The organism is Buchnera aphidicola (Therioaphis trifolii) (genome assembly GCF_005080705.1).
GTDB lineage: Bacteria > Pseudomonadota > Gammaproteobacteria > Enterobacterales > Enterobacteriaceae > Buchnera_L > Buchnera_L aphidicola_X.
Window position 1 is genome coordinate 238,503 of sequence record NZ_CP032996.1, and the last position, 23,350, is coordinate 261,852.

Sequence of the window (23,350 nt, forward strand, 5' to 3'; positions counted from 1 at the left end):
TTTTATTATATTAATATGTTTAAATATTTTTATTGAGTATTTATAATGTATAAAAAAAATAAAATTATTCATAAATTAATTATTATTGGATCAGGACCTGCAGGATATACAGCTGCTATATATGCATCAAGAGCTAATTTAAAACCTTTATTAATTACTGGATTATATAAAGGGGGACAATTAATAAAAACTGAAAAAATTGAAAATTGGCCTGGAAGATTTCAAAAAACAACAGGTTTTGAATTAATGAATGACATGGAAAAACATGCAAAATCTTTACAAACAAATATTATTGAAGATGAAGTATTAAATATTAATCATATAAATAATTATTTTAAAATTAATTGTCATAATAAAAAATATTTTAGTTATTCAATAATTATTGCTACAGGATCCTCACCAAAATATTTAGGAATAAAAAAAGAAAAAGAATTTATAGGAAAAGGAATATCAACATGTGCTACATGTGATGGTTTTTTTTATAAAAATAAAACAGTTTGTATTGTTGGAGGAGGTAATACAGCTATAGAAGAAGTATTGTATTTATCAAATATTGCTTCTGAAATACATTTAATACATCGAAAAAAAAATTTTAAAGCAGAAAAAATTTTAATAAATAGATTATATCAAATAATGAAAAAAAAAAATATTATTTTACATACTGATTATATTATTTCAGATATTATAGTAAATGAAAAAGAAATTATTTCAATTAAAATTAATTCTACTCAAAAACAAAAAACAAAAAATATTAATACATCAGCATTGTTTATTGCTATTGGTAGCATTCCAAATACTAAAATATTTAAAAATTTAATAAAAACAAAAAATGGATATATTGTATTAAATAAAAAAAAACAAAACATCACAACTCAAACAAATATAAAAGGTATTTTTGCAGCAGGAGATGTTGTAGATTATATTTATAAACAAGCAATAACATCTGCTGCAAGTGGATGTATGGCAGCATTAGATGCAGAAAAATATTTAAATAATTTAAATTTAAATAATACTATTTAACATTATAATAAAGGATAATATAATGAAAGAAAATAACATTGAAATGCAAGGTAATATTATAGATACATTACCAAATACAATGTTTAAAGTAAAATTAGAAAATGGACATATTATTACTGCACATATATCTGGAAAAATGAGAAAAAATTATATTCGAATATTAACAGGAGATAAAGTAACAGTAGAACTTACTCCTTATGATTTAACTAAAGGAAGAATTATTTTTCGTAGTCGATAAAATATTAAAATTTTATAATAGGTAAAAAACATTGATGCGTACAAAATATTGTGGAAAAATTAAAATATCTGATATTAATACAATTGTTACATTATGTGGATGGGTACATCGTAAGAGAAATTTTGGAAATTTTATTTTTATTGATATGAGAGATTGTAAAGGTATTATACAGATATTTTTTAATTCTAATAATCATATTCTTTTTAAAAATGCATTAAAATTAAAACAGGAATTTTGTATACAAGTAACTGGAATAGTAAAAAAAAGAAAATTTAAAAATATTAATAAAAAAATTAATACTGGAGAAATTGAAGTTATTGCTAATAATTTAAAAATTTTTAATGCATCAGAATCTTTACCTATAGATATTCATAATATTAATGAAGAAAAAATTCGATTTAAATATCGTTATTTAGATTTACGTAATTTAAATATGTTGAAAAATTTAAAAATACGTCATAAAATTACTGAAAATATAAGAAATTTTATGAATAAAAATAATTTTTTAAATATTGAAACACCTATTTTAAGTAAATCTACTCCTGAAGGAGCTCAAGAATATTTAGTTTCAAGTAGAATGCATAAAAAAAAATATTATGCCTTACCTCAATCTCCGCAAATATTTAAACAATTATTAATGATTTCTGGTATAGATAGATATTATCAAATTGCAAAATGTTTTCGAGATGAAGATTTAAGATCTGATCGACAACCTGAATTTACACAAATAGATATAGAAGCATCATTTATTAATGATATTCAAATACGAGAAATTACTGAATTAATGATACAATCATTATGGAAAAAAATTATTAATTATAATTTAAAAAAATTTCCTATTATATCATTTCAGGAATCTATTGAAAAGTATGGTTCTGATAAACCTGATTTAAGAAATCCTATTATATTACATAATATAAATAATATAATTCAAAAATCTGATAATAAATTTAATAAATTACATAGTATAGTAGTAGCTATAATAATTCCAAAAGGAATATTAAAATTAAAACAAAAACAAATAGATAAATTTAATAAATTAATTAATTTAGAAAAAAATATTGAATATTCATATATTTATATTAATAATACTAAAATAAAATATAATATTATTACTTTTTCAAAAATTTTTCAAAAACATATTATAGAAATTATTAATTTTATAAAAGCTAAAAATAATGATATAATTTTAATTATGTCTGGAAAATCTAATGTAATATATAATTTATTTCATAAATTAAGAAAAATAATTGCTCAAGAAATTAATATTATTAAAAAAAATACTTGGAAACCTGTTTGGATTATTGATTTTCCTATGTTTAAAAAAAATAAAAATAAAATTTCAGCAGTACATCATTTATTTACAGCTCCGAAGAATATTGATATAAATATATTAAAAAAAAATCCTGAATCTGTCATTTCTAATTCTTATGATTTAGTAATTAATGGATATGAAATTGGAGGAGGATCTGTACGTATTAATAATTTTAAAATACAAAAAATTATTTTTGAAATATTAGGAATATCAATTATAAATAAAAATAATCCATTTCATTTTTTTCTTAATGCATTAAAATATGGTACACCGCCCCATGCAGGAATTGCTTTAGGATTAGATAGAATTGTTATGCTATTAACAAAAAATAAATCTATAAAAGATGTTATTGCATTCCCTAAAACTAATACAGCTACTTGTTTAATGACTAAATCTCCATCTAAATTAATATATTAATAATATTAATTATAAAAAAATTATTTAATTATATTAATATTATTAATTAATTTAATATTATATAAAATAAAAATTTATTTTATATAATTTAAATTAATTAAAATATTATTTAAATTTTATTAAAATAATAATAAATTATTAATATATAATATAAATATTAAAATTTAAAATTATATTAGAATTTTATATATTAAAAATAATTATACTCTTAAAATTCTATGAATATTTGTTTTTCCAGATTGACCCATAATATCTCCTTGTGTAATAATAATAATATCACCTATTTTTAATAAATTTTTCTTTAATAATAATAAAATTGCATCATGTGCTACTTTTAACCCTTTATTTTGACTATTAAAATAAACAGGAATAACTCCGCGATATAAAGAAACTAAATTTAATACATTTTGATGTTTTGATAATGCAAAAATAGGTAATCCAGAACTAATTCTTGATGTTAATAAGGCACTTAATCCAGATTCTGTTAATGTAATAATTGCACGTACACCATTTAAATGATTTGCAGCATACATTGCAGACATTGTGATAGTTTCTTCGATATTATCAAATTTAGTATTAAGTCTGTGTTTAGAAATACTCATTCTAGGTATTTTTTCTGCTCCTTTACATATATTTGACATTGCTTGTACAGTTTCAGATGGGTAATTTCCAGTAGCTGTTTCAGCTGATAACATTACTGCATCAGTTCCATCAAGAACAGCATTAGCAACATCCATAACTTCAGCTCTTGTAGGAATTGGATTATTAATCATAGATTCCATCATTTGTGTAGCTGTTATTACTATTCGATTAAGTTGTCTTGCATATTTTATTAATTTTTTTTGAGTACCAACTAATTCCGAATCACCAATTTCTACTCCTAAATCTCCTCTTGCCACCATAATTGCATCTGATGCTAATATCATTCTTTTCATAATATTTACATTTGAAACAACTTCTGCTCTTTCCATTTTTGCTATTATTTTTGGATTATTTCCTAAATTATATGATAATTCTCTAGCTAACATTAAATCTCTAGGATGTCTTGGAAATGATACTGATAAATAATCAACACCAATATTAGCTGCTACAATAATATCTTTTTTATCTTTTTCTGTTAAAGAATCTGCGGATAAACCACCTCCTAATTTATTAACTCCTTTATTATTTGATAATTTTCCACCAATTAAAACTTTTGTAACTACTTCTGAATCATAAATTTCAAATACTTTTAATTGTATTCTACCATCATCTAATAATAAAATATCATTAATTTTTAAATCTGATGATAATTGTTTATAATCTATACCAACGCGTTTTTCATCACCTTCATTATTTATTAAATTAGTATCTAATATAAATGTATTACCTGGAATAAGAAAGACATAATTATTTTTAAAACCAGATATTCGAATTTTAGGACCTTGTAAATCTCCTAATATAGCTACATGACATCCAATTTTTTTAATAATTCGAAATGCATGATAAGCTCTACTTTCATGTTCTTCTTGAGTACCATGAGAAAAATTTAAACGTAATACATTAGCACCAGCTAATATTGATTTTTCAAGATTATTACCATCATCTGTTGTTGGTCCTAATGTAATTACTATTTTTGTTCTTCTTGTTTTTTTTAAAATCATTTTAATTAACCATAATTTAGTAAATTAATATTTAAATTATAAATATAATAAACTATTATATAAAATATTTTATAAAAAATATATAATTTAATTTTATAATTAATATATTAATTAAAAATATTTTTTAAAATATTATTAATATAATATCTTAATTTTTATAATAAAATATATTTATAAAAATATAAATTGTTTAATGAGGAATATGTGAATATAAAATTTATTCAATCATATGATATAGTAATTTTTGGAGCTAAAGGTGATTTATCTTGTAGAAAATTAATACCTGCATTATATCAATTAGAAAAAAAAAAAATATTAAATCAAAAAATAAGAATTATTGGAGTAGGAAGAGCAAATTGGAATAATAAAGAATATGCTAAAAAAGTATTTAAAGCATTAAATAAATTTTGTAATGAACCAATTGATATTAAAATTTGGAATATATTTAAAAAAAAATTACATTTTTGTAATGTTGATGTTACTAATTTAAAAGATTTTTTTTTATTAAAAATGATATTATCACAATTAATAAATATAAAAATTTATTACTTTGCTATGCCTCCTAATACATTTAATAATATTTGTAAAGGATTAGGATCAATTAACTATAATAATAAACCTCATAGAATTATTGTTGAAAAACCAATAGGTACATCACTTGCATCTTCAAAAGAAACAAATCAACAATTAAGAAAATATTTTCAAGAAGAACAAATATTTAGAATAGATCATTATTTAGGAAAAGAAACAATATTAAATTTATTAGCATTACGTTTTACAAATCCAATATTTTATAATATTTGGAATAATACCACTATTGAAGCTATTAAAATTACTGTTGCAGAACAAGTTGGAATTGAAGGTAGATGGAAATATTTTAATCAAATTGGTCAAACTAGAGATATGGTACAAAATCATTTATTACAAATTTTAAGCTTAATTACAATGTCTCAACCAAAAAAATTAAATGCTAATTGCATTAGAGAAAAAAAAATTAAAGTTTTAAAATCATTAAAAAAAATTAAATTAAAAGATATTTCTAAAAATACTATAAGAGGACAGTATACTACTGGAGTAATAAATGGAAAATTAGCTACTTCTTATTTAAATGAAAAAGGATCTGATAAAAATAGTGATATTGAAACTTTTGTTTTAATTAAAGCTAATATTGATAATAAAATGTGGAAAGGAGTACCTTTTTATTTAAAAACAGGAAAACGATTAAAATCTAAAAAATCTGAAATTGTAATATATTTTAAAAATATACCTAATTCAGTTTTTAAAAAAAATTTAAATGATAATTATAAAAATAAATTAATAATAAGATTAGAACCTAATGAAGGTATAGAAATTCAATTTTTCAATAAAATGCCCGATATTAACTCTAATTATAAATTAATAAATTCTAAATTAAATTTTAATTATACAAGTATTATAAAAAATAAAATATCAGATGCATATGAACGATTATTATTAGAAAGTATGAAAAATGATCAATCTTTATTTGTTTCTCAAGAAGAAATTGAAACTTCATGGGAATGGATAGATTCTATTATTAATTCTTGGAAATTAAATAATATGAAAGTACAATTATATCCGTCAGGAACTTGGGGGCCGGATTTTTCAAATAAAAATATAAAATAATATTATTAATTTTTAAAAAAATATCATTTTAAATATAATAATTATTAACATTATTAATGAATATGATATATTATAATATATATATAATCTTTTCTAAAATAGGATATTTAATTATATGATACGAGTCATTCTATTTTTAATCACTAATCTATCTGTGACTTTTATGTTTGGAACAGTTTTGTTTTTGACAGGAATTGAATCTAACAGTATCAGAGGATTAATTATTTTCTCTTCTCTTGTTGGATTTACTGGTTCTATTACATCATTATTTTTATCAAAATGGTCTGCTTTACGATCAGTAAATGCAAGAATAATTGATAAACCTCAAACTTCAATAGAAGTTTTAATTGTTAATGCTGTAAGATATCAATCTAGTCAATTAGGAATTAAAACTCCAGAAATTGCAATTTATGAATCAAATACTATTAATGCTTTTGCAACAGGTTACAGTCAAAATAATTCTGTAGTTGCTTTTTCTACTAAACTTATAAAAGTTATGGATAAAGAAGATTTACAATCTGTAATTGCACATGAACTTAGTCATATTGTAAATGGTGATATGGTTACTTTAGCGTTAATACAAGGTGTAATAAATACATTTATATTTTTTGTATCTACATATGTATCAAGATTTGTAATGAATATATTGATTACTAATAGAAATTCTAATTATGTAAGATCATATGGTTTTTTAATTAATTATGTAATTTCTATGTTTTTGCAGGCTGTTTTTGGAATGTTTGCAAGTATAATTGTAATGGCATTTTCAAGATATCGAGAATTTAGAGCAGATGCTGATGCCGCAAAACGTATTGGATGGGATAAAATGATTAAATTATTAATTCGATTTAAAGAAGTTACTGAACCTCAACCTCCAGAAGATATTAAAACATATTGTATTAATGGACAATCTAAAGCAATTTTTAATTTATTTGCTTCTCATCCTCCTGTTCAAGATAGAATTGATGCATTACATAAAAAAAAATATGAATAATTATTATAAAAAATAAATTTGATTAATTTAATCATTTATATTATTTTTTACGGAGTGTTTTAATGGTATGTTTGTTAAATCCAAATTTATGGTTTGGATTATTAACTTTAGTCTTACTGGAAATAGTATTAAGTATCGATAATTTAATATTTATTGCTATTCTATCTGGTAAATTACCACCTAAACAAAGGAATAAAGCTCGTTTAATAGGTTTAGGATTTTCATTAACTATTCGTTTGATTTTATTATTAATAATATCATGGATTATTACATTAACTGATCCTATATTTAATAATAAATATTTTATTTTATCTGGACGTGACTTAATACTATTATCCGGTGGACTATTTTTATTTTTTAAAGCTACCATTGAATTACATGAAAAATTAGAAGGATGTTTAAATAATCCAACTAATAATAAAAATTATTCTGGATTTTGGACAATTGTTATACAGATTGTTATATTAGATGTAATTTTTTCATTAGATTCTGTTATTACTGCAGTTGGCATGGTAAATAAATTATTTATCATGATGTTTGCAGTAATAATTGCTACATTTTTAATGTTAATAGCATCTAAACCTTTAACAAAATTTATTAATTCTAATAAAACTATAGTAGTTTTATGTTTAAGTTTTCTTTTAATAATTGGTTTAAATTTAATTTCGGAATCAATAGGAATATATATTCCTAAAGGATATATATATGTCGCTATAGGTTTTTCTGTAATAATTGAATCTTTTAATCAAATTGCATTTCATAATTTTACAAAATATGAATCTTTAAAACCAATTCGTCAACGTATTACAGAAATTATTTTAAGAATTATTAATAAAACACATTATAAAAATATTATAAAAAATAAAAATTTACAAAAAATTAAAAAAAATAATTTATATAATGTATTAAAAATTCGAAAAGAAAATTTTCATGATGAAGAAAAATATATGATTAGTAGTATATTAAATTTAGCTTCTCGATCAATTAGAAGTATTATGACACCTAGAGAAGAAATTTCATGGATTGATACTAATAATACTATTGAACAAATTAAAATAAAATTATTAGATACACCCCATAGTTTGTTTCCAGTATGTAGGGGGGAATTAGATAATATTTTAGGTGTTGTACGTGCAAAAGAATTATTAGTACATTTAAATCGTCATAAAAAAAATATTGAACAATTTTCTTCTACAACACCCCCAATTGTTGTTTTAGAAACATTAGATCCAATTAATTTAATTAAAATTTTAAGACAATCTAAGGGTAATTTTGTTATTGTTATTAATGAATTTAATGTAGTACAAGGATTAATTACTCCTTTAGATATTTTAGAAACTATTGCTGGAGAATTTCCAGATGCTGATGAAACTCCAGCTATTATCATAGAAAAAAATAGTTGGTTAGTTAAAGGAAGTACAAATATTTCTACTATTAGTCAAGTCTTAAAAATAAAAAATTTTTTATACAATAAAAAAAATAATCATTCTTTATCAAAATTACTAATTAATAAATTTGGAAGAGTACCTAATCCAGGAGATATTATAATTATTCCTCCATTAAAATTTAATATTATTTTAGTAACAGAATATCAAATTAATTTAATTAGAATTATTAAAAATACACAAATACAATAAATAAATATTTATAAAAATTAATTTGGTTTATTAATATGAAATTTAAAAAAATAAAAAATAATATAATATCTATTGATTCATCATATAAATATAATATTATTTCTATTATATATAATAATATATTTCATTATAAAATTAAAAAATGCAATAATAATCATGAAAAAAATATTTTATATATGATTGAATCATTATTAAAATGTAATAATATTCAAATAAATAATTTTCAAATTATTTCATTTGTTAATGGTCCAGGAAGTTTTACTGGAATACGACTTGCTGCAAGTATTGCACAAGGATTATCAATTCCTAATAATGCTCTTTTAATAGGAATTTCATCATTAAAAATATTAGCTGAACAAGCATGGCGTTTATATAAAATAAAAAATATTATTATTTGTAAAATTGCAAATAAAAAAAATTTTTTTTGGGTACAATATAAAAGAAATAAAATGAATTTTTGGATAGGTAAAGAATTAATATTAAATATAAATCAAATATTAATAAAAATTAATTCTTTAAAAAAAATATGGTATATTACTGGGTCAGGATTTAAATATTTAAAATATCAAAATAATCCATTTTTACATTATATTAAAATTAAAGAATCATATGAAAAAGATTTAATTTCAATTACTATGATGGAAAAACAAAAAAAAAATTTTTCATTATTAAATAATATTAAATTAAATTATTTAAACAATCCCAATTACTAAATTAATAAAAAAATAAAAAAATTAAAAACTACATATTTCATTTATAAATAAATATATGTAGTTTAAAATTAAAAATTATAATTTCTTTAATTAATATAAATTTATTAAAAATTTAGGTATTGATTTTTCATATTTCAAAATTTTTTTTTTATTTTTTAATGTTAAATCAATATTATCTAAACCTTCTAATAAACAAGATCGATAAAAATCATCAATTTTAAAATCATATTTTAAATTATTAATTTTTATTTTTTTTTTATATAAATTTATAGTTGCTTTTATTCCCGGATTATTATAAATCATATGAAATATATTATTTATATTTTTTTCAGACAATGTTATTAACAATAAATGATTATTAAAACTATTACTATAAAAAATATCAGCAAAACTAGGAGCGATAATTACTCTAAATCCATAATCTAATAAAGCCCATACAGCATGTTCTCTAGATGAACCACATCCAAAATTATTTCTTGTAATTAATATACTTGATTTTTGATATTGAGATTTATTTAAAACAAAATTTAAATTTACATGTTTTTTATTACCTTCTAAAAATCTCCAATTATAAAATAAACTATCTGAAAATCCAGTTTTATCTATTTTTTGTAAAAATTGTTTTGGTATAATTGCATCTGTATCAACATTTGATAAATCTAATGGAGCTATAATTCCAGTATGATGAATAAACTTTTTCAATTTCAACTCCAAATGTTTTTTATATTATAATAATTTTCTAATATCTTTAAATTTCCCAAAAATTGCCGCTATAGCTGCCATAACTGGACTAACTAAATGTGTTCTACTATTTCTTCCTTGTCTATGTTCAAAATTACGATTACTAGTTGAAGCACATCGATCTTTAGGATTTAATTGATCATCATTCATACCTAAACACATTGAACATCCAGGTAATCTCCATTCAAAACCAGCATTAATAAATATTTTATCTAATCCTTCTTTTTCAGCTTGTTTTTTCACTAATTTTGAACCTGGAACAACGATAGCTTTTACTCTAGAATGAACATGTTGATTATAAATAACTTTTGAAGCTATTCTTAAATCTTCTATTCTAGAATTTGTACAAGAACCAATAAATACTTTATTAATTTTTACATCTGTTAAAAATACACCTTCTTTTAATCCCATATATAATAAAGATTTTTTTGCTGATTCTTTTTTTATTATATTTTGAAATGATTTAATTAATGGAATAGGTTCATCTATTGAAATTACCTGTTCAGGATTAGTTCCCCATGTAACTTGTGGAGCAAGATTATTAATATTAATAAATATAGATTTATCAAAAACAGCATTATGATCTGATTTTAAATTTTTCCAATATTTTATAGCACTATTCCAATCAGATCCTTTAGGAGAAAATTTTTTATTTTTTAAATAATTAAAAGTAATAATATCAGGAGCAATAATACCTGATTTTGCACCCATTTCAATTGCCATATTACATAATGTCATTCTACCTTCCATGCTTAAAGAAGTAATAGTTTCTCCAGTAAATTCAATTACATATCCCGTTCCTCCAGACACCCCAATTGTTTTTATTATATATAAAATTATATCTTTTGGAGTAATATAATTATTTAATGTACCAGAAATATTAATTTTCATAGTTTTATAACGTTTTTGTTTAATTGTTTGAGTTGCAAGTACATGTTCTACTTCTGATGTTCCTATTCCAAATGCTAATGCTCCAAAAGCACCATGCGTAGAAGTATGAGAATCTCCACAAACAATTAACATACCAGGTAATGTCATACCATTTTCTGGTCCAATAACATGAACAATACCTTGATTTTCATTTTTTAAATCAAATAACGGAATATTAAAATCACGACAATTATTTAATAAAGCTTGTATTTGATTACGAGCCATATTATTTAATAAATTTATATCATTAGTTTTAGTTGAAACATTATGATCCATGGTTGCAAATGTTTTTTTTGAACAATGTACACTTCTGTTATTTAAACGTAATCCACTAAATGCTTGAGGTGAAGTGACTTCATGAATTAAATGTAAATCTACATATAAAATAGATGTATCATTATTTTCTTTATAAATTATATGATTATCATATAACTTTTCATACAATGTTTTTCCCATATTATATCTCTTTTTTAAAAATTTGAGAAATTATATCTCCCATTTCATTAGTAGTAACATAATCTTTTTTATTATTTGAAATATCAAAAGTTCTATAACCTTTTTTTAATGCTATTTTTACTGATTGAAAAATAATATCTGAAAGTTCATATAAATTCATACTATAACGTAATAATAAAGCAATAGATAAAATTTGAGCAATAGGATTAGCTATATTTTTTCCTTGAATATCTGGAGCAGATCCCCCAGCTGGTTCATATAAACCAAAATTTTCATTATTTAAACTAGCAGATGGTAACATACCAATAGATCCAGTAATTGCTGCTAATTCATCTGAAATAATATCTCCAAATAAATTAGGACATAATATTATATCAAATTGATTTGGATTTTTAATAATTTGCATTACTGCATTATCAACATATAAATGTGATAATTTTATTTCAGGATATTTTTTTGATATCATTTCTACTGTATTTTTCCAAAGTTTTGAACTTTCTAAAACATTAGATTTATCAATAGATATAATTTTTTTTTTTCTTTGTTTTGAAATTTCGAATGCTATTTTTGCTATTTTTTGAATTTCATATTTATAATAAATTTCAGTATCAAAAGCAAATTCTCCTAGCTTAGGATCTATTTTTCTATTTGATTTTCCAAAATATATTCCTCCTGTTAATTCACGAATACATAATATATCTATACCAGAATTAATAATATTTTGACGTAATGGAGATAAATCCACTAATTCAGGATATAAAATCGCTGGTCTAATATTTGCAAATAAATTAAAATATTTTCTTAAAGGTAATAAAGCACCACGTTCTGGTTTTTTTTCATCAGGAATATTATTCCATTTTGGACCTCCTACTGAACCCAATAAAATAGCATCAGAATTTTTACAACCTAATAAAGTATTTTTAGGTAACGGAATACCATATTTATCAATTGCTATACCACCTATATCATATTCATTAATAATAAAATTTATATGACATTTTGTTTTTAAGATATTTAAAATTTTATATCCTTCTTGCATTACTTCAGGACCAATACCATCTCCAGGTAATACTGCTAAATTAAATTTTTTTTTCATATTTTTTATTACTTATTTTAATTAATTTTTAAATATAAATTTTTAATAATATATAAAATATTATTTTTCATATATTTTATTTAATTTTAAAATAACCTGTTTTGCTCTCCAAATATTATTTAAAACATTAATCATAGCTTTTGTAGAAGCTTCAATAATATCAGTTGCAAGACCAATACCATGAAATTTTCGTGATTGATATTCTACAAGAATATCAACTTGTCCTAAAGCATCCTTACCTTGACCTTTAGCAAATAATTGAAATTTTTGTAAGAAAATTTTATAATCAGAAATTTTATGTAAAGCACGATATACAGCATCAATAGGACCATTACTTGTAGTAGCAGATTTAGTAATAATTTTTTTTCCACATAATAATGTTACTGAAGCTGTAGCAGAACCACTAGAACTAGATTTAATATTAAAATATTCTAAATGAAAATATTCTGGTTTTTCTTGTTGATTATTTATAAAAGCTAAAGCTTCTAAATCATAATCAAAAACTTGACCTTTTTTATCTGCTAATTTTAAAAATGAAACATATAATTTATTAATATCATATTCATTATCTTTATAACCCATTTGTTTCATTCTATGTTTTACTGCAGCTCTTCCTGAACGAGATGTTAAATTTAATTTTTTTTCTTTTAAACCAATTAATTGAGGTGAAATAATTTCATAATTTTGTCGATTTTTTAAAATTCCATCTTGATGTATTCCTGACGAATGTGAAAAAGCATTACTTCCAATAATAGCCTTATTTGCTGGTATTGGCATATTACAAATTTGACTAACAATTTTACTTGTTTTATATATTTCTTTAGTTTTAATAGTAGTATATACATTTAAAATATCTTTTCTAGCAATAATTGCCATAATAATTTCTTCTAAAGCTGCATTTCCTGCTCTTTCTCCAATACCATTCATTGTTCCTTCTATTTGTCTAGCTCCAGATAAAATTGCAGAAATTGAATTTCCAACTGCCATTCCTAAATCATTATGACAATGTACAGAAATAATTGCTTTATCAATATTTGGTACTTTTTGATATAATGATTTAATAATATTACCAAATTGATTAGGTAAAGTATAACCTACAGTATCAGGAATATTAATTGTTGTAGCTCCAGCAGAAATAGCATGTTCAACTACTCTACAAAGATTATCTAAAGAAGTTCGACCAGCATCTTCACAAGAAAATTCAATATCATTTGTATAACGTTTTGCACGTTTAATAGAATGTATTGTCATATCAAGAATTTCATTTAAATTTTTATTTAATTTAGATTTCATATGTAAATCTGAAGTACCTAAAAATATGTGAATACGAAAATCTTCTAATACTGACATGGCATCTGCAGCAACATCAATATCTTTATCAATACAACGTGCTAAACTGCATATTTTAGTATTTTTAATTATTTTAGATATTTCTCTAACAGAATTAAAATCTCCAGGAGAAGAAATAGGAAAACCAACTTCTATAATATCAATTTTCATTCTTTCTAATGCTATTGCAATTTGTAGTTTTTCTTTTACACTTAAACTTGCTTGTAAAGCTTGTTCACCATCTCGTAATGATGTATCAAAAATAATAACTTTGTCATTCATAAAATGATCCAATATAAATTATTAATAATTTTATAATATATCTTTTATCATTAAATAATATTTTTATATTTAAGTAATCATATTTAATTCTAAAATAAATATATTAGGATTTTTTTGATTTGTTTTAACATTAATTATATTGGGAGTTATTTTAATATATTTATCTACAACAGATAAAATTTCTTTTTTTAATTTAAAAAAATATTTTGGATGTATTATATTTTTTTTGGAAAAAATAACTTGTAATCTTTTTTTAGCTATATATGCTGTATTTTTTTTACGAAATAAAAAAAAATCTAATAATGACATTATTTATCTCCAAAATAATCTTCTAAAAAAACTTTTTTTTTCTTCTTTTAAAAAACGAAAATTACATTTTTTTCCAAGTAATCTATTAACTGTATCAAAATATGCTTGACCTGCTTTTGATTTTTGATTTAAAATAATAGATTCACCCTGATTAGATGATTTTAATACAGCAGAATCTTCTGGAATTACTCCAATTACAGGAATACGAAGAACATCTAAAACATCATCCATACTTAACATATCTCCTTGTTTTACGCGTTTGGGATTATATCTATTTAATAATAAATACTCTTTTACAGGAAATAAATTTTTTTTAGATCTATTTGATTGAGAAGAAATAATACCTAAAATACGATCAGAATCACGAACAGAAGATACTTCTGGATTTGTAATAATAATAGCTTCATCTGCAAAATACATAGCTAAAATAGCTCCAGTTTCAATTCCAGCTGGAGAATCACAAATAATAAAATCAAAATTCATATCTAATAATTTTTTAAAAATTAAATTAATACCATCTTTAGTTAAAGAATCTTTATTTCGAGTTTGTGATGCAGGTAAAATAAATAAATTTTTTGTATATTTATCTTTAATAATTGCCTGATGAATAATTGCATCTCCCTCAATAACATTAATTAAATCATATACTACTCTTCTCTCACACCCCATAATTAAATCTAAATTTCGTAATCCAATATCAAAATCGATTACTATAGTTTTATTACCAAGTTGAGCAAGACCAGTAGCAATTGCTGCACTAGAAGTAGTTTTTCCAACTCCTCCTTTTCCTGATGTAATTACAATAATACGAGCCATATATTCATACCATAGAAATATAAAAAATTTATGAAAATGTATTAACATTTAAAATATTATTTTTTAAAAAAATGTGAACTCCATGTCCTAAAAAATTAGATGATATTTGATCAATTAATAAATATTCTCCTGAAATTGAAACAATTTCAGCAAAAAATTTTGTACAAAAAATATTTTTTGTTATATCTCCATGTACTCCAGCTAAAGCCCGTCCTCTCATTGTTCCATAAATATGTATATCTCCTGCAGCAATTAATTCTGCACCTGCACTAACATTATTAATAATAATTAAATTTGATTTATTTGCATAAATTTTTTGACCTGATCTTACTGGTGTAGTAATAATTTTAGAATTTAGTTGTTTATAATTTAAAAAATTATTTTTTTTTTTGAGAAATTGAATATTTTTTAAAAAATTCTTTCCTTCTTTAATAATTGGTAAACCTGATTTTAATATTGTATGTTTTAAAATACAATTTATATAACCACATATTCCAATAATTTTTAATCCAGTATCTATAATAGCTTGTTGCATATTTTTCCAATTTACTGAATGTGTTAAATGAGAAATATTTAATATAACAGAAGCATTTTTAAAAAAATTAGGTGCTTCTTGAATTTTTTTATATATTGCTTGTTTAACTATATCTATAGTATCATTTTTAATATATAACACTAAAAATGTAAAAATATTACCTTTAAATTCAATTGGTTTTTTTTGTAACATTTTTTTAAATTATTATTTATTTAATGATATATTAAAATATATATATTATTTTAATGAGGTAAATTTTATATTATATTTAACTGATGAAAGTAAAATATTAATTCAATATTTTAAAAAATTTAAAAATAAAAAAATAATTTTATCTGGAAATATTCAAGATGAAATATTTTTATATTTAAAAATAAAAAAAAAAAAAATGCATTTACAAAAATGTTATAATAATGAAATTATAAATAATAAATTTAAAAAAAAAATTTGTTTTCGAATATTTCCAAGAAAAGAATTTTTTTTTCAATATAATACATTAATATTTTTTTTAATAAAAGATAAAAAAGAATTAATTTTTCAATTAATGTATTTTTTATCTAATATGAATATTAAAAATGAAATTTTTATAATAGGAAAAAATAATTTTGGAATTAATAGTTTAAATAATATTTTTAAAGAATGGATTATTTTAAAAAAAATAAAGTATAAAAAAAAATGTACATTATATTATGGAAGAATTCAAAAAAAACCAATATTTATATTAAAAAAATATTTAAAAAAATATAATGTATTTAATATAAACATTATTACTTTACCAGGAGTTTTTGGTTATAAAAAATTTGATTTAGGTAGTAAAATTATGATTTCTAGTTTTAAAAAAAAAATTACAGGTAAAATATTAGATATTGGGTCTGGATCTGGAATATTATCTATTTTTTTAAAAAAAAAATTTAAAAATATTAAAATTACACTTATTGATAATAATAGCACTGCATTATTATGCAGTAAATATAATTTAAAAATTAATAAAATATCAGGATGTGTTTATTATAGTAATATATTTTCTCACATTAATGAAAAATTTAATTTAATTATTTCAAATCCTCCAACACATTATGGAAATTATAATAATTTAAATATTATTTATAAAATTATAAAAAAATCAAAAAAATATTTATATAAAAATGGTGAATTAAGAATTATATTACATTCTAATATATCATGTAAACAAATATTTATTAAATATTTTGGAAATTATAAAATTTTAAAAAAAAAACAACATTATAATATATATCAAACATTTAAAAAAAATATATAAAATATTACCCGGAGCGGGAATCGAACCCGCAAGGCTGTTATGCCGAGGGATTTTAAGTCCCTTGTGTTTACCTATTTCACCACCCGGGCTAAAAGGCGCGTTCTGGAATTGAACCAGACTATACGGATTTGCAGTCCGCTACATAACCGATCTGTCAACGCGCCAAAAATTATTAATCAATTAATATTTTAAACTGTATTAAATATATTGTCCAACTTTTTTTAATATTTTTTAGATAATAATTATTAAAAAAATATAAAAAACTTTACATTGAAAAAAAATTATATTAATATATAATATAATTTATATTTTATTATATATGTTAAAAAGTGTTATTTTAGGAGGAGTGGCCGAGTGGTTTAAGGCAGCGGTCTTGAAAACCGCAGATGAGTAATACTTATCCGAGAGTTCGAATCCCTCCTCCTCCAATTGTTATATACAATATAATTTAAATTATTTAAAAATAAAATAAAATTGTCTTAATCGAATTCCTAAAATAAATAACATAATAAAATATACTATCCAAGAAAATAAAAATATTATTATAAGTGTTATTATTTTATAAAAAAATAATTTATTATTCCAATTTGGTATTATATTAAATAATATCATTAAAACAAAAAACATCATTAATGATGAAATAATTATTTTAAATATAAAATTTAACCATCCTGGTTGTAAATTAAATAATTTTCTTTTATTTAAAAACCAATATAATAAAATACAATTTAACCAAGCAGAAAAACTAATTGATAAAGACAAACCTAAATTTCCTAATTTCATAAATAAAAAAACAATATTAATAATTTGTGTAAATAATATTGTTACAAAAGAAATAATCATTGGAGTTTTAACATCTTTTCTTGCATAAAATGCAGGAGATAAAATTTTTACTAATATTAAACCTAATAAACCAAAAGAATAACCAATTAATGATCTTTCTGTCATTAAAGTATCAAATCTTGTAAATTTTCCATATTGAAATAATATTATAATTAATGGATTTGATAAGTAATATAGTATAATTGAGCTAGGTAATCCAATCATAAAACTAATTCTTAATGCCCAATCAATTAATTTAGAAAATTGATCTTTTTTTTTATAAACAATACTCTTCGTTAAAGAAGATAATAATATAGTACCAAGTGGTATTCCTAATATTCCTACTGGAAATTCAATTAATCTATCAGCATAATACATCCAAGATACTGATCCAGAAATAAATAATGAAGATAAAACACTATTAATTAATAAAGATATATGATTTGCTGAAACTCCTAATATACCTATTCCCATTTTTTTTAATAAATTTGATATTTTTAATAATTTTAAATTTATTTGAGGATATACCAACATATTTATTTTTTTTAAAAATAAAAATTGATATGTAAATTGTAAAATGCCTCCAAAAATAACAGACCATGCTAAAGAAAGTATTGGAGTATGAAAAAATTTTGTAAAAAATAAAGAAAATACAATCATACTACTATTAAGTAAAATAGGTGAAAAAACAGGAATTAAAAAATAATTCCAAATATTTAATATAGCTGTTGTTAAAGAAGATAAAGAAATAAAAAAAATATAAGGAAAAGTAATTTTTAATAATTTAATAGTTAACTCAAATAAAATTTTTTTTTTAAAAAAACCAGGAACAATAAAAAAAATAATATAAGGAGAAAAATATATTCCTAAAACTGTTAAAAAAAATAACATTAAAATCATAAAACCTAAAATAGAAGAAAAAAATTTTTTTGCAATATTATTACTCTTTTTTTTATATTGAATTATAATAGGGATTATAATTTGTAAAAATGCTCCTTCTGCAAAAATTCGTTTTAATAAATTTGGTATTTTAAAAGCTACAAAAAATGCATCAGTAGATACTGAGACTCCAAATGTATATGCAATAATAAAATCACGTAAAAAACTTAAAGTTCTTGAAAAAAAAGTTATTAAACCAATACTAATAAAAGATTTTAAAAGATTCATATTATTAATAAAATAATTAAATTAATTTATAATATAAAAAAAATTAAAAAAATTAATTAAATAAAAACTTAAATTATTATAATAATATAAAATAAATAATTTAAATATAATATTTAATTAAAAATTATTCAATAATAAAATTATTTTAAATAATTTATCTTAATTAAAAATTAAAAAATAATATTAATAATATTAAAGATAATAATATATTAAAATAATATTTATATTAAATATTTTTAATTTTTTTAATTAAAAATTTATTTATTTTAGAATATTATATTAAAAAAATTATAATTTAAATAATATAAAATTAAAAAATAAAATTATTTAAAATATCAAACATTTTTAATAAATTATATAAATTAATAATTTTATCATTAAATAAAAAATTTTTCAAGTATATTATTTAATAATAATAAAATAAAATTTTTAATAAAATTATTATTTAAAAATATTTAAAAATTTTTTATGATGCATTTGAATTAATAAAATATAATATATAAATATTATTATCTTAATATATAATTATATAATATTTTTATAAAAAAATTATATATTTAAATATAAAATAATTTAATATAAAATAAAAAAAATAATATTTATAAAAAAAATATAATTTATTATTAATATAAATATTTTATCAAATTACTAAAATAATAAATAAAATATAAAATTAAATATTTTATGGAATAAAATGTATAATAAAAATATTTTAAATATAAAAATTACAGCAAATGAGTCTGAACAAAGAATAGATAATTTCATACGTAAAAAATTTCAAAAAATTTCAAAAAATAAATTATATAAAATTATAAGAATAGGATGTATTAAAGTTAATCAAAAAAAAACTTTTCCATCTTATAAATTAAAAATAAATGATACATTATCATATTTTAAAGATATACAATTAAAAGAAAATAAATATGGAAATATTATTTTAAGTAAAAATATTAAAAAAAAAATTTTATCTTCTATTTTATTTGAAGATAATGATTTATTAGTAATTAATAAACCATCTGGAATTGCTGTGCATGGGGGAAGTGGTTTAAAATTTGGTATTATAGAAATTTTTAGAATATTAAAACCAAAATGTAAATTTTTAGAATTAATACATCGTATTGATAGAGATACATCTGGAATATTAATGTTAGCAAAAAAAAAATCAATATTAAGAGATATACATAAACAATTTCGAGAAAAAAAAATATTTAAAAAATATATTGCTATAGTACATGGTATTTTAAATATAAATAAACAACATATATTTGCATCACTAAAAAAAAATAAATTAAAAAATGGAATTAAAATAGTTAAAATAGATCCATTAGGTCAAAAATCTTTAAGTATTATAAAAGTAAAAAAAAGATTTAATGAAAATACATTAATAGAAATTATTCCTAAGACTGGAAGAACACATCAAATTCGAGTACATTGTGCATATATTGGTTATCCAATTATTTTTGATAATATTTATGGAAATCATGAATTAGATTATAATATTCATTTAAAAAAAAAATATAAAAAAATTTTATTACATGCTAATGAAATTAGATTTTATCATCCTAAACAAAAAAAACAATATTTTTTAAATGCTCCTTTAAGAAATAGATTTAAAATATTTTTAAATCAAATTAATAAACAAAAAAATTAAATACATTTATTAGGAATAATATAAAATGGCAGTTCAAAAAAGTAAACCAACACGTTCAAAAAGAGGAATGAGAAGATCTCATGATAAAGTAATATCCCCTCTATTATCTAAAGATAAATTTAGTAAAGAAGATCATATTCGTCATTGTATGACAAAAAAATTATTTTATAAAGGAAAAAAAATTTTTAAAAAAAAATAATATAAATATATATTTTAATATAAATAAAATTTAATATAAATATAATAATTTTTATTTATATTAAATTATATTTATATTTTTTTATAATATGTAAATATAATTTAAATATAGGAAATATATATTGAATTTAAAAATATCTATGATTTTTCCAGGACAGGGATTACAAAAAAATCAAAAATTACTTCATTTAAATAAAATTAATAATATTATAAAAAAAACTTTTGAAGAAGCATCAGAATATTTAAATTATAATATTTGGAATTTAATAAAAAAACCATTTAATATATTAATAAAACATGAATATATACAACCAATAATATTAACTTCTTCTATTTCTATATATAGATTTTGGAAAGATTTAGGTGGTATAGATCCTCATTTATCAACAGGACATAGTCTAGGTGAATATTCTGCATTAATATGTAGTCATTCAATAACATTTTCAGATGGATTAAAATTAATACATAAAAGAGAAAAAATGATGAAACAATGTACTAAAAAATTTAATATGCAAATGAAAGTTGTTATTGGAATAAAAAAAAATATAATATTGAAAATCTTTAAAAAAAATTTATTAACAAATAAAGTTAATATTTCCAGTATTAACTCAAAAAAACAAATTATTATATCTGGATATAAAACATCTATAAAAAAAGTTAGTTTAGAATGTAAAAAAATTGGTGCAAAAATTATTAATTTACCTACTAATATTGTATCACATTGTTTTATTATGAAAAAAATAAAAAGAAAATTTTCTAAACAAATAAAAAAAATATCTATTAAAAAAACTAAATATCCAGTTATTAATAGTATTTCAATAAAAAAACAAATTTCTAAATATACAATTCAAAAATCTTTAATTAAACAATTATTTCAAACAGTACAATGGAAAAAAACAATGGATTTTATTATACCTAAATCAGATTTAATATTAGAAATGGGAACAAATAATTTTTTAACAAAATTACATAAAAATAATAAAAATATAAAATTTATACCAATGAATAATTTAAAAAATATTAATATAACATTAAATTTATTAAAAAAATAAAAAATGATAAAAAAAAATAAAAAAATTGCTTTAATTACTGGAGCAAGTCGGGGAATTGGAAAAAAAATTGCACAGGAATTATCTAATAATAATATTATAGTAATTGGTACATCAACAAATCGTGAAGGTGTAAAAAAAATTAATAATATGTTAAATAAAAAAGGTTATGGTATTATTTTAAATTTAAATAATTTTTGTGAAATTTCTCAATGCATAAAGATAATTTATGCAACATTTAAAAAAATTGATATATTAATTAATAGTGCGGCAATAAAAATTGATAAATTATTTATTAATATGAGTTTAAAAGAATGGAATACAGTTTTAAAAATTAATTTAACAGCTATATTTTATATTACTCAATTAGTTGTAAAAAAAATGATAAAAAAAAAATATGGACGTATTATTACAATTGGTTCTATAATTGGAAATATAGGAAATATAGGACAAATTAATTATTCAGCATCTAAATCTGGAATAATTGGATTTAATAAAACATTAGCTTTAGAAGTTGCTTCAAAAGGAATTACAGCAAATATTATTTCACCAGGATTTATACAATCAGGAATGACTAAAACTATATCAAAAAAAAAAAAAAAAGAATTTTTATTAAAAATTCCTGTAAAAAAATTCGGTTCTAAAAAACATATTTCTTCTATAATATTATTTTTAATTTCTAAAGAATCATCTTATATTACAGGACAAAATATACATATTAATGGTGGAATGTATATGAATTAAAATAATAATATTATTAAAAATAATTTTATTATATATAATATATATATATATATAAAATTTTATTAAATAAAAAAATAAAAATGAAAAATATTAAAAATAAAATAAAAAAAATTATTTCAAATATTATGGAAATAGAAATTAAAAAAATACATGATAAAACAAATTTAATTACAGATTTAAAAGTTGATTCTTTAGATATTATTGAAATAATCATGGCTATTGAAGAAAAATTTAATATAGAAATACCAGAATCAGAAGTTGAAAAATTTAACACTATTAATTTTATTACTGAATATATTCAAAAAAATAAAAAATAAAATATTAT

General features: G+C 20.0%; 22 protein-coding genes and 3 tRNA genes. 14 read left to right on the plus strand and 11 right to left on the minus strand.

Annotated elements, in window-relative coordinates; translation table 11 throughout:
• Positions 1 to 45: 45 nt before the first annotated feature.
• From trxB to aspS, 3 genes are read left to right on the plus strand one after another with little or no spacing between them, the layout of a single operon-like run.
• A complete protein-coding gene (trxB, locus tag D9V81_RS01095; protein WP_158349477.1) occupies positions 46 to 1,020 on the plus strand; it encodes a thioredoxin-disulfide reductase in 975 nt (324 codons plus the stop codon).
• 19 nt (positions 1,021 to 1,039) lie between these two features.
• Positions 1,040 to 1,258, plus strand: a complete 219-nt coding sequence (gene infA / locus D9V81_RS01100) for a translation initiation factor IF-1 (protein WP_158349478.1) — start codon at positions 1,040 to 1,042, stop codon at positions 1,256 to 1,258.
• 34 nt (positions 1,259 to 1,292) lie between these two features.
• Positions 1,293 to 2,990 carry an aspartate--tRNA ligase gene (gene aspS, locus D9V81_RS01105; RefSeq protein ID WP_158349479.1) on the plus strand — a complete coding sequence of 566 codons (1,698 nt, stop codon included), beginning with the start codon at positions 1,293 to 1,295 and terminating at the stop codon, positions 2,988 to 2,990.
• Positions 2,991 to 3,190: 200 nt separating this feature from the next.
• Here the strand turns inward: aspS and pyk are convergent, their stop codons facing one another.
• Positions 3,191 to 4,630 carry a pyruvate kinase gene (pyk, locus tag D9V81_RS01110; RefSeq protein ID WP_158349725.1) on the minus strand — a complete coding sequence of 480 codons (1,440 nt, stop codon included), beginning with the start codon at positions 4,628 to 4,630 and terminating at the stop codon, positions 3,191 to 3,193.
• Between the two features lie 207 nt (positions 4,631 to 4,837).
• On the opposite strand from pyk, the gene zwf reads away from it, so the two are divergent.
• The 4 genes from zwf to tsaB all read left to right on the plus strand — a co-directional run bounded on the left by zwf (position 4,838) and on the right by tsaB (position 9,621).
• On the plus strand, positions 4,838 to 6,277 hold the full coding sequence (gene zwf / locus D9V81_RS01115) for a glucose-6-phosphate dehydrogenase (protein WP_158349480.1): 1,440 nt from the start codon (positions 4,838 to 4,840) through the stop codon (positions 6,275 to 6,277).
• Between the two features lie 115 nt (positions 6,278 to 6,392).
• Positions 6,393 to 7,271, plus strand: coding sequence for a protease HtpX (gene htpX / locus D9V81_RS01120; protein WP_158349481.1), 879 nt, complete (start codon positions 6,393 to 6,395; stop codon positions 7,269 to 7,271).
• 62 nt (positions 7,272 to 7,333) lie between these two features.
• Positions 7,334 to 8,908, plus strand: a complete 1,575-nt coding sequence (locus tag D9V81_RS01125; protein ID WP_158349482.1) for a TerC family protein — start codon at positions 7,334 to 7,336, stop codon at positions 8,906 to 8,908.
• A gap of 35 nt (positions 8,909 to 8,943) precedes the next feature.
• Positions 8,944 to 9,621, plus strand: a complete 678-nt coding sequence (gene tsaB, locus D9V81_RS01130) for a tRNA (adenosine(37)-N6)-threonylcarbamoyltransferase complex dimerization subunit type 1 TsaB (RefSeq protein ID WP_158349483.1) — start codon at positions 8,944 to 8,946, stop codon at positions 9,619 to 9,621.
• A gap of 90 nt (positions 9,622 to 9,711) precedes the next feature.
• On the opposite strand, the gene leuD is transcribed toward tsaB, so the two are convergent.
• From leuD to minC, 7 genes are all read right to left on the minus strand, one after another.
• Positions 9,712 to 10,323: a 3-isopropylmalate dehydratase small subunit gene (gene leuD, locus D9V81_RS01135; RefSeq protein WP_158349484.1), complete on the minus strand. Its 612-nt coding sequence runs from the start codon at positions 10,321 to 10,323 to the stop codon at positions 9,712 to 9,714.
• 24 nt (positions 10,324 to 10,347) lie between these two features.
• Positions 10,348 to 11,748 carry a 3-isopropylmalate dehydratase large subunit gene (gene leuC, locus D9V81_RS01140; RefSeq protein ID WP_158349485.1) on the minus strand — a complete coding sequence of 467 codons (1,401 nt, stop codon included), beginning with the start codon at positions 11,746 to 11,748 and terminating at the stop codon, positions 10,348 to 10,350.
• A gap of 1 nt (position 11,749) precedes the next feature.
• Positions 11,750 to 12,844 (minus strand): 3-isopropylmalate dehydrogenase, encoded by a 1,095-nt coding sequence (gene leuB, locus D9V81_RS01145; protein ID WP_158349486.1) that lies wholly within the window; start codon positions 12,842 to 12,844, stop codon positions 11,750 to 11,752.
• Between the two features lie 60 nt (positions 12,845 to 12,904).
• A complete protein-coding gene (leuA, locus tag D9V81_RS01150; protein ID WP_158349487.1) occupies positions 12,905 to 14,455 on the minus strand; it encodes a 2-isopropylmalate synthase in 1,551 nt (516 codons plus the stop codon).
• Between the two features lie 69 nt (positions 14,456 to 14,524).
• Positions 14,525 to 14,764 carry a cell division topological specificity factor MinE gene (gene minE, locus D9V81_RS01155; RefSeq protein ID WP_158349488.1) on the minus strand — a complete coding sequence of 80 codons (240 nt, stop codon included), beginning with the start codon at positions 14,762 to 14,764 and terminating at the stop codon, positions 14,525 to 14,527.
• A 3-nt stretch (positions 14,765 to 14,767) separates the two neighbouring features.
• Positions 14,768 to 15,580 carry a septum site-determining protein MinD gene (gene minD, locus D9V81_RS01160; RefSeq protein ID WP_158349489.1) on the minus strand — a complete coding sequence of 271 codons (813 nt, stop codon included), beginning with the start codon at positions 15,578 to 15,580 and terminating at the stop codon, positions 14,768 to 14,770.
• Between the two features lie 28 nt (positions 15,581 to 15,608).
• The gene (minC, locus tag D9V81_RS01165; protein ID WP_158349490.1) at positions 15,609 to 16,307 is read right to left on the minus strand and encodes a septum site-determining protein MinC; all 699 of its coding nucleotides are present in this window, start codon (positions 16,305 to 16,307) and stop codon (positions 15,609 to 15,611) included.
• Between the two features lie 100 nt (positions 16,308 to 16,407).
• Between minC and D9V81_RS01170 the strand changes: the two genes are divergently transcribed.
• Entirely contained in the window at positions 16,408 to 17,394 is a 987-nt protein-coding gene (locus D9V81_RS01170) for a methyltransferase (protein ID WP_261978193.1), read from the plus strand.
• Positions 17,395 to 17,399: 5 nt separating this feature from the next.
• Here the strand turns inward: D9V81_RS01170 and D9V81_RS01175 are convergent.
• Both D9V81_RS01175 and D9V81_RS01180 read right to left on the minus strand, forming a co-directional pair.
• Positions 17,400 to 17,483 (minus strand) — tRNA-Leu (locus tag D9V81_RS01175).
• A 4-nt stretch (positions 17,484 to 17,487) separates the two neighbouring features.
• Positions 17,488 to 17,558 (minus strand) — tRNA-Cys (locus tag D9V81_RS01180).
• Positions 17,559 to 17,734: 176 nt separating this feature from the next.
• Between D9V81_RS01180 and D9V81_RS01185 the strand changes: the two genes are divergently transcribed.
• Positions 17,735 to 17,822: transfer RNA gene (locus D9V81_RS01185), tRNA-Ser, on the plus strand.
• 25 nt (positions 17,823 to 17,847) lie between these two features.
• On the opposite strand, the gene murJ is transcribed toward D9V81_RS01185, so the two are convergent.
• The gene (gene murJ, locus D9V81_RS01190) at positions 17,848 to 19,383 is read right to left on the minus strand and encodes a murein biosynthesis integral membrane protein MurJ (protein ID WP_158349492.1); all 1,536 of its coding nucleotides are present in this window, start codon (positions 19,381 to 19,383) and stop codon (positions 17,848 to 17,850) included.
• A 694-nt stretch (positions 19,384 to 20,077) separates the two neighbouring features.
• Here murJ and D9V81_RS01195 point away from each other — a divergent pair.
• The 5 genes from D9V81_RS01195 (at position 20,078) to acpP (ending at position 23,342) form a co-directional block, all read left to right on the plus strand.
• A complete protein-coding gene (locus tag D9V81_RS01195) occupies positions 20,078 to 21,034 on the plus strand; it encodes an RluA family pseudouridine synthase (protein WP_158349493.1) in 957 nt (318 codons plus the stop codon).
• A gap of 25 nt (positions 21,035 to 21,059) precedes the next feature.
• Positions 21,060 to 21,233 carry a 50S ribosomal protein L32 gene (gene rpmF / locus D9V81_RS01200; protein ID WP_158349494.1) on the plus strand — a complete coding sequence of 58 codons (174 nt, stop codon included), beginning with the start codon at positions 21,060 to 21,062 and terminating at the stop codon, positions 21,231 to 21,233.
• A gap of 121 nt (positions 21,234 to 21,354) precedes the next feature.
• The gene (locus tag D9V81_RS01205) at positions 21,355 to 22,284 is read left to right on the plus strand and encodes an acyltransferase domain-containing protein (protein ID WP_158349495.1); all 930 of its coding nucleotides are present in this window, start codon (positions 21,355 to 21,357) and stop codon (positions 22,282 to 22,284) included.
• 6 nt (positions 22,285 to 22,290) lie between these two features.
• The gene (fabG, locus tag D9V81_RS01210) at positions 22,291 to 23,025 is read left to right on the plus strand and encodes a 3-oxoacyl-ACP reductase FabG (protein WP_158349727.1); all 735 of its coding nucleotides are present in this window, start codon (positions 22,291 to 22,293) and stop codon (positions 23,023 to 23,025) included.
• A gap of 80 nt (positions 23,026 to 23,105) precedes the next feature.
• Entirely contained in the window at positions 23,106 to 23,342 is a 237-nt protein-coding gene (gene acpP / locus D9V81_RS01215; protein WP_158349496.1) for an acyl carrier protein, read from the plus strand.
• The last annotated feature ends 8 nt before the right edge of the window (positions 23,343 to 23,350 follow it).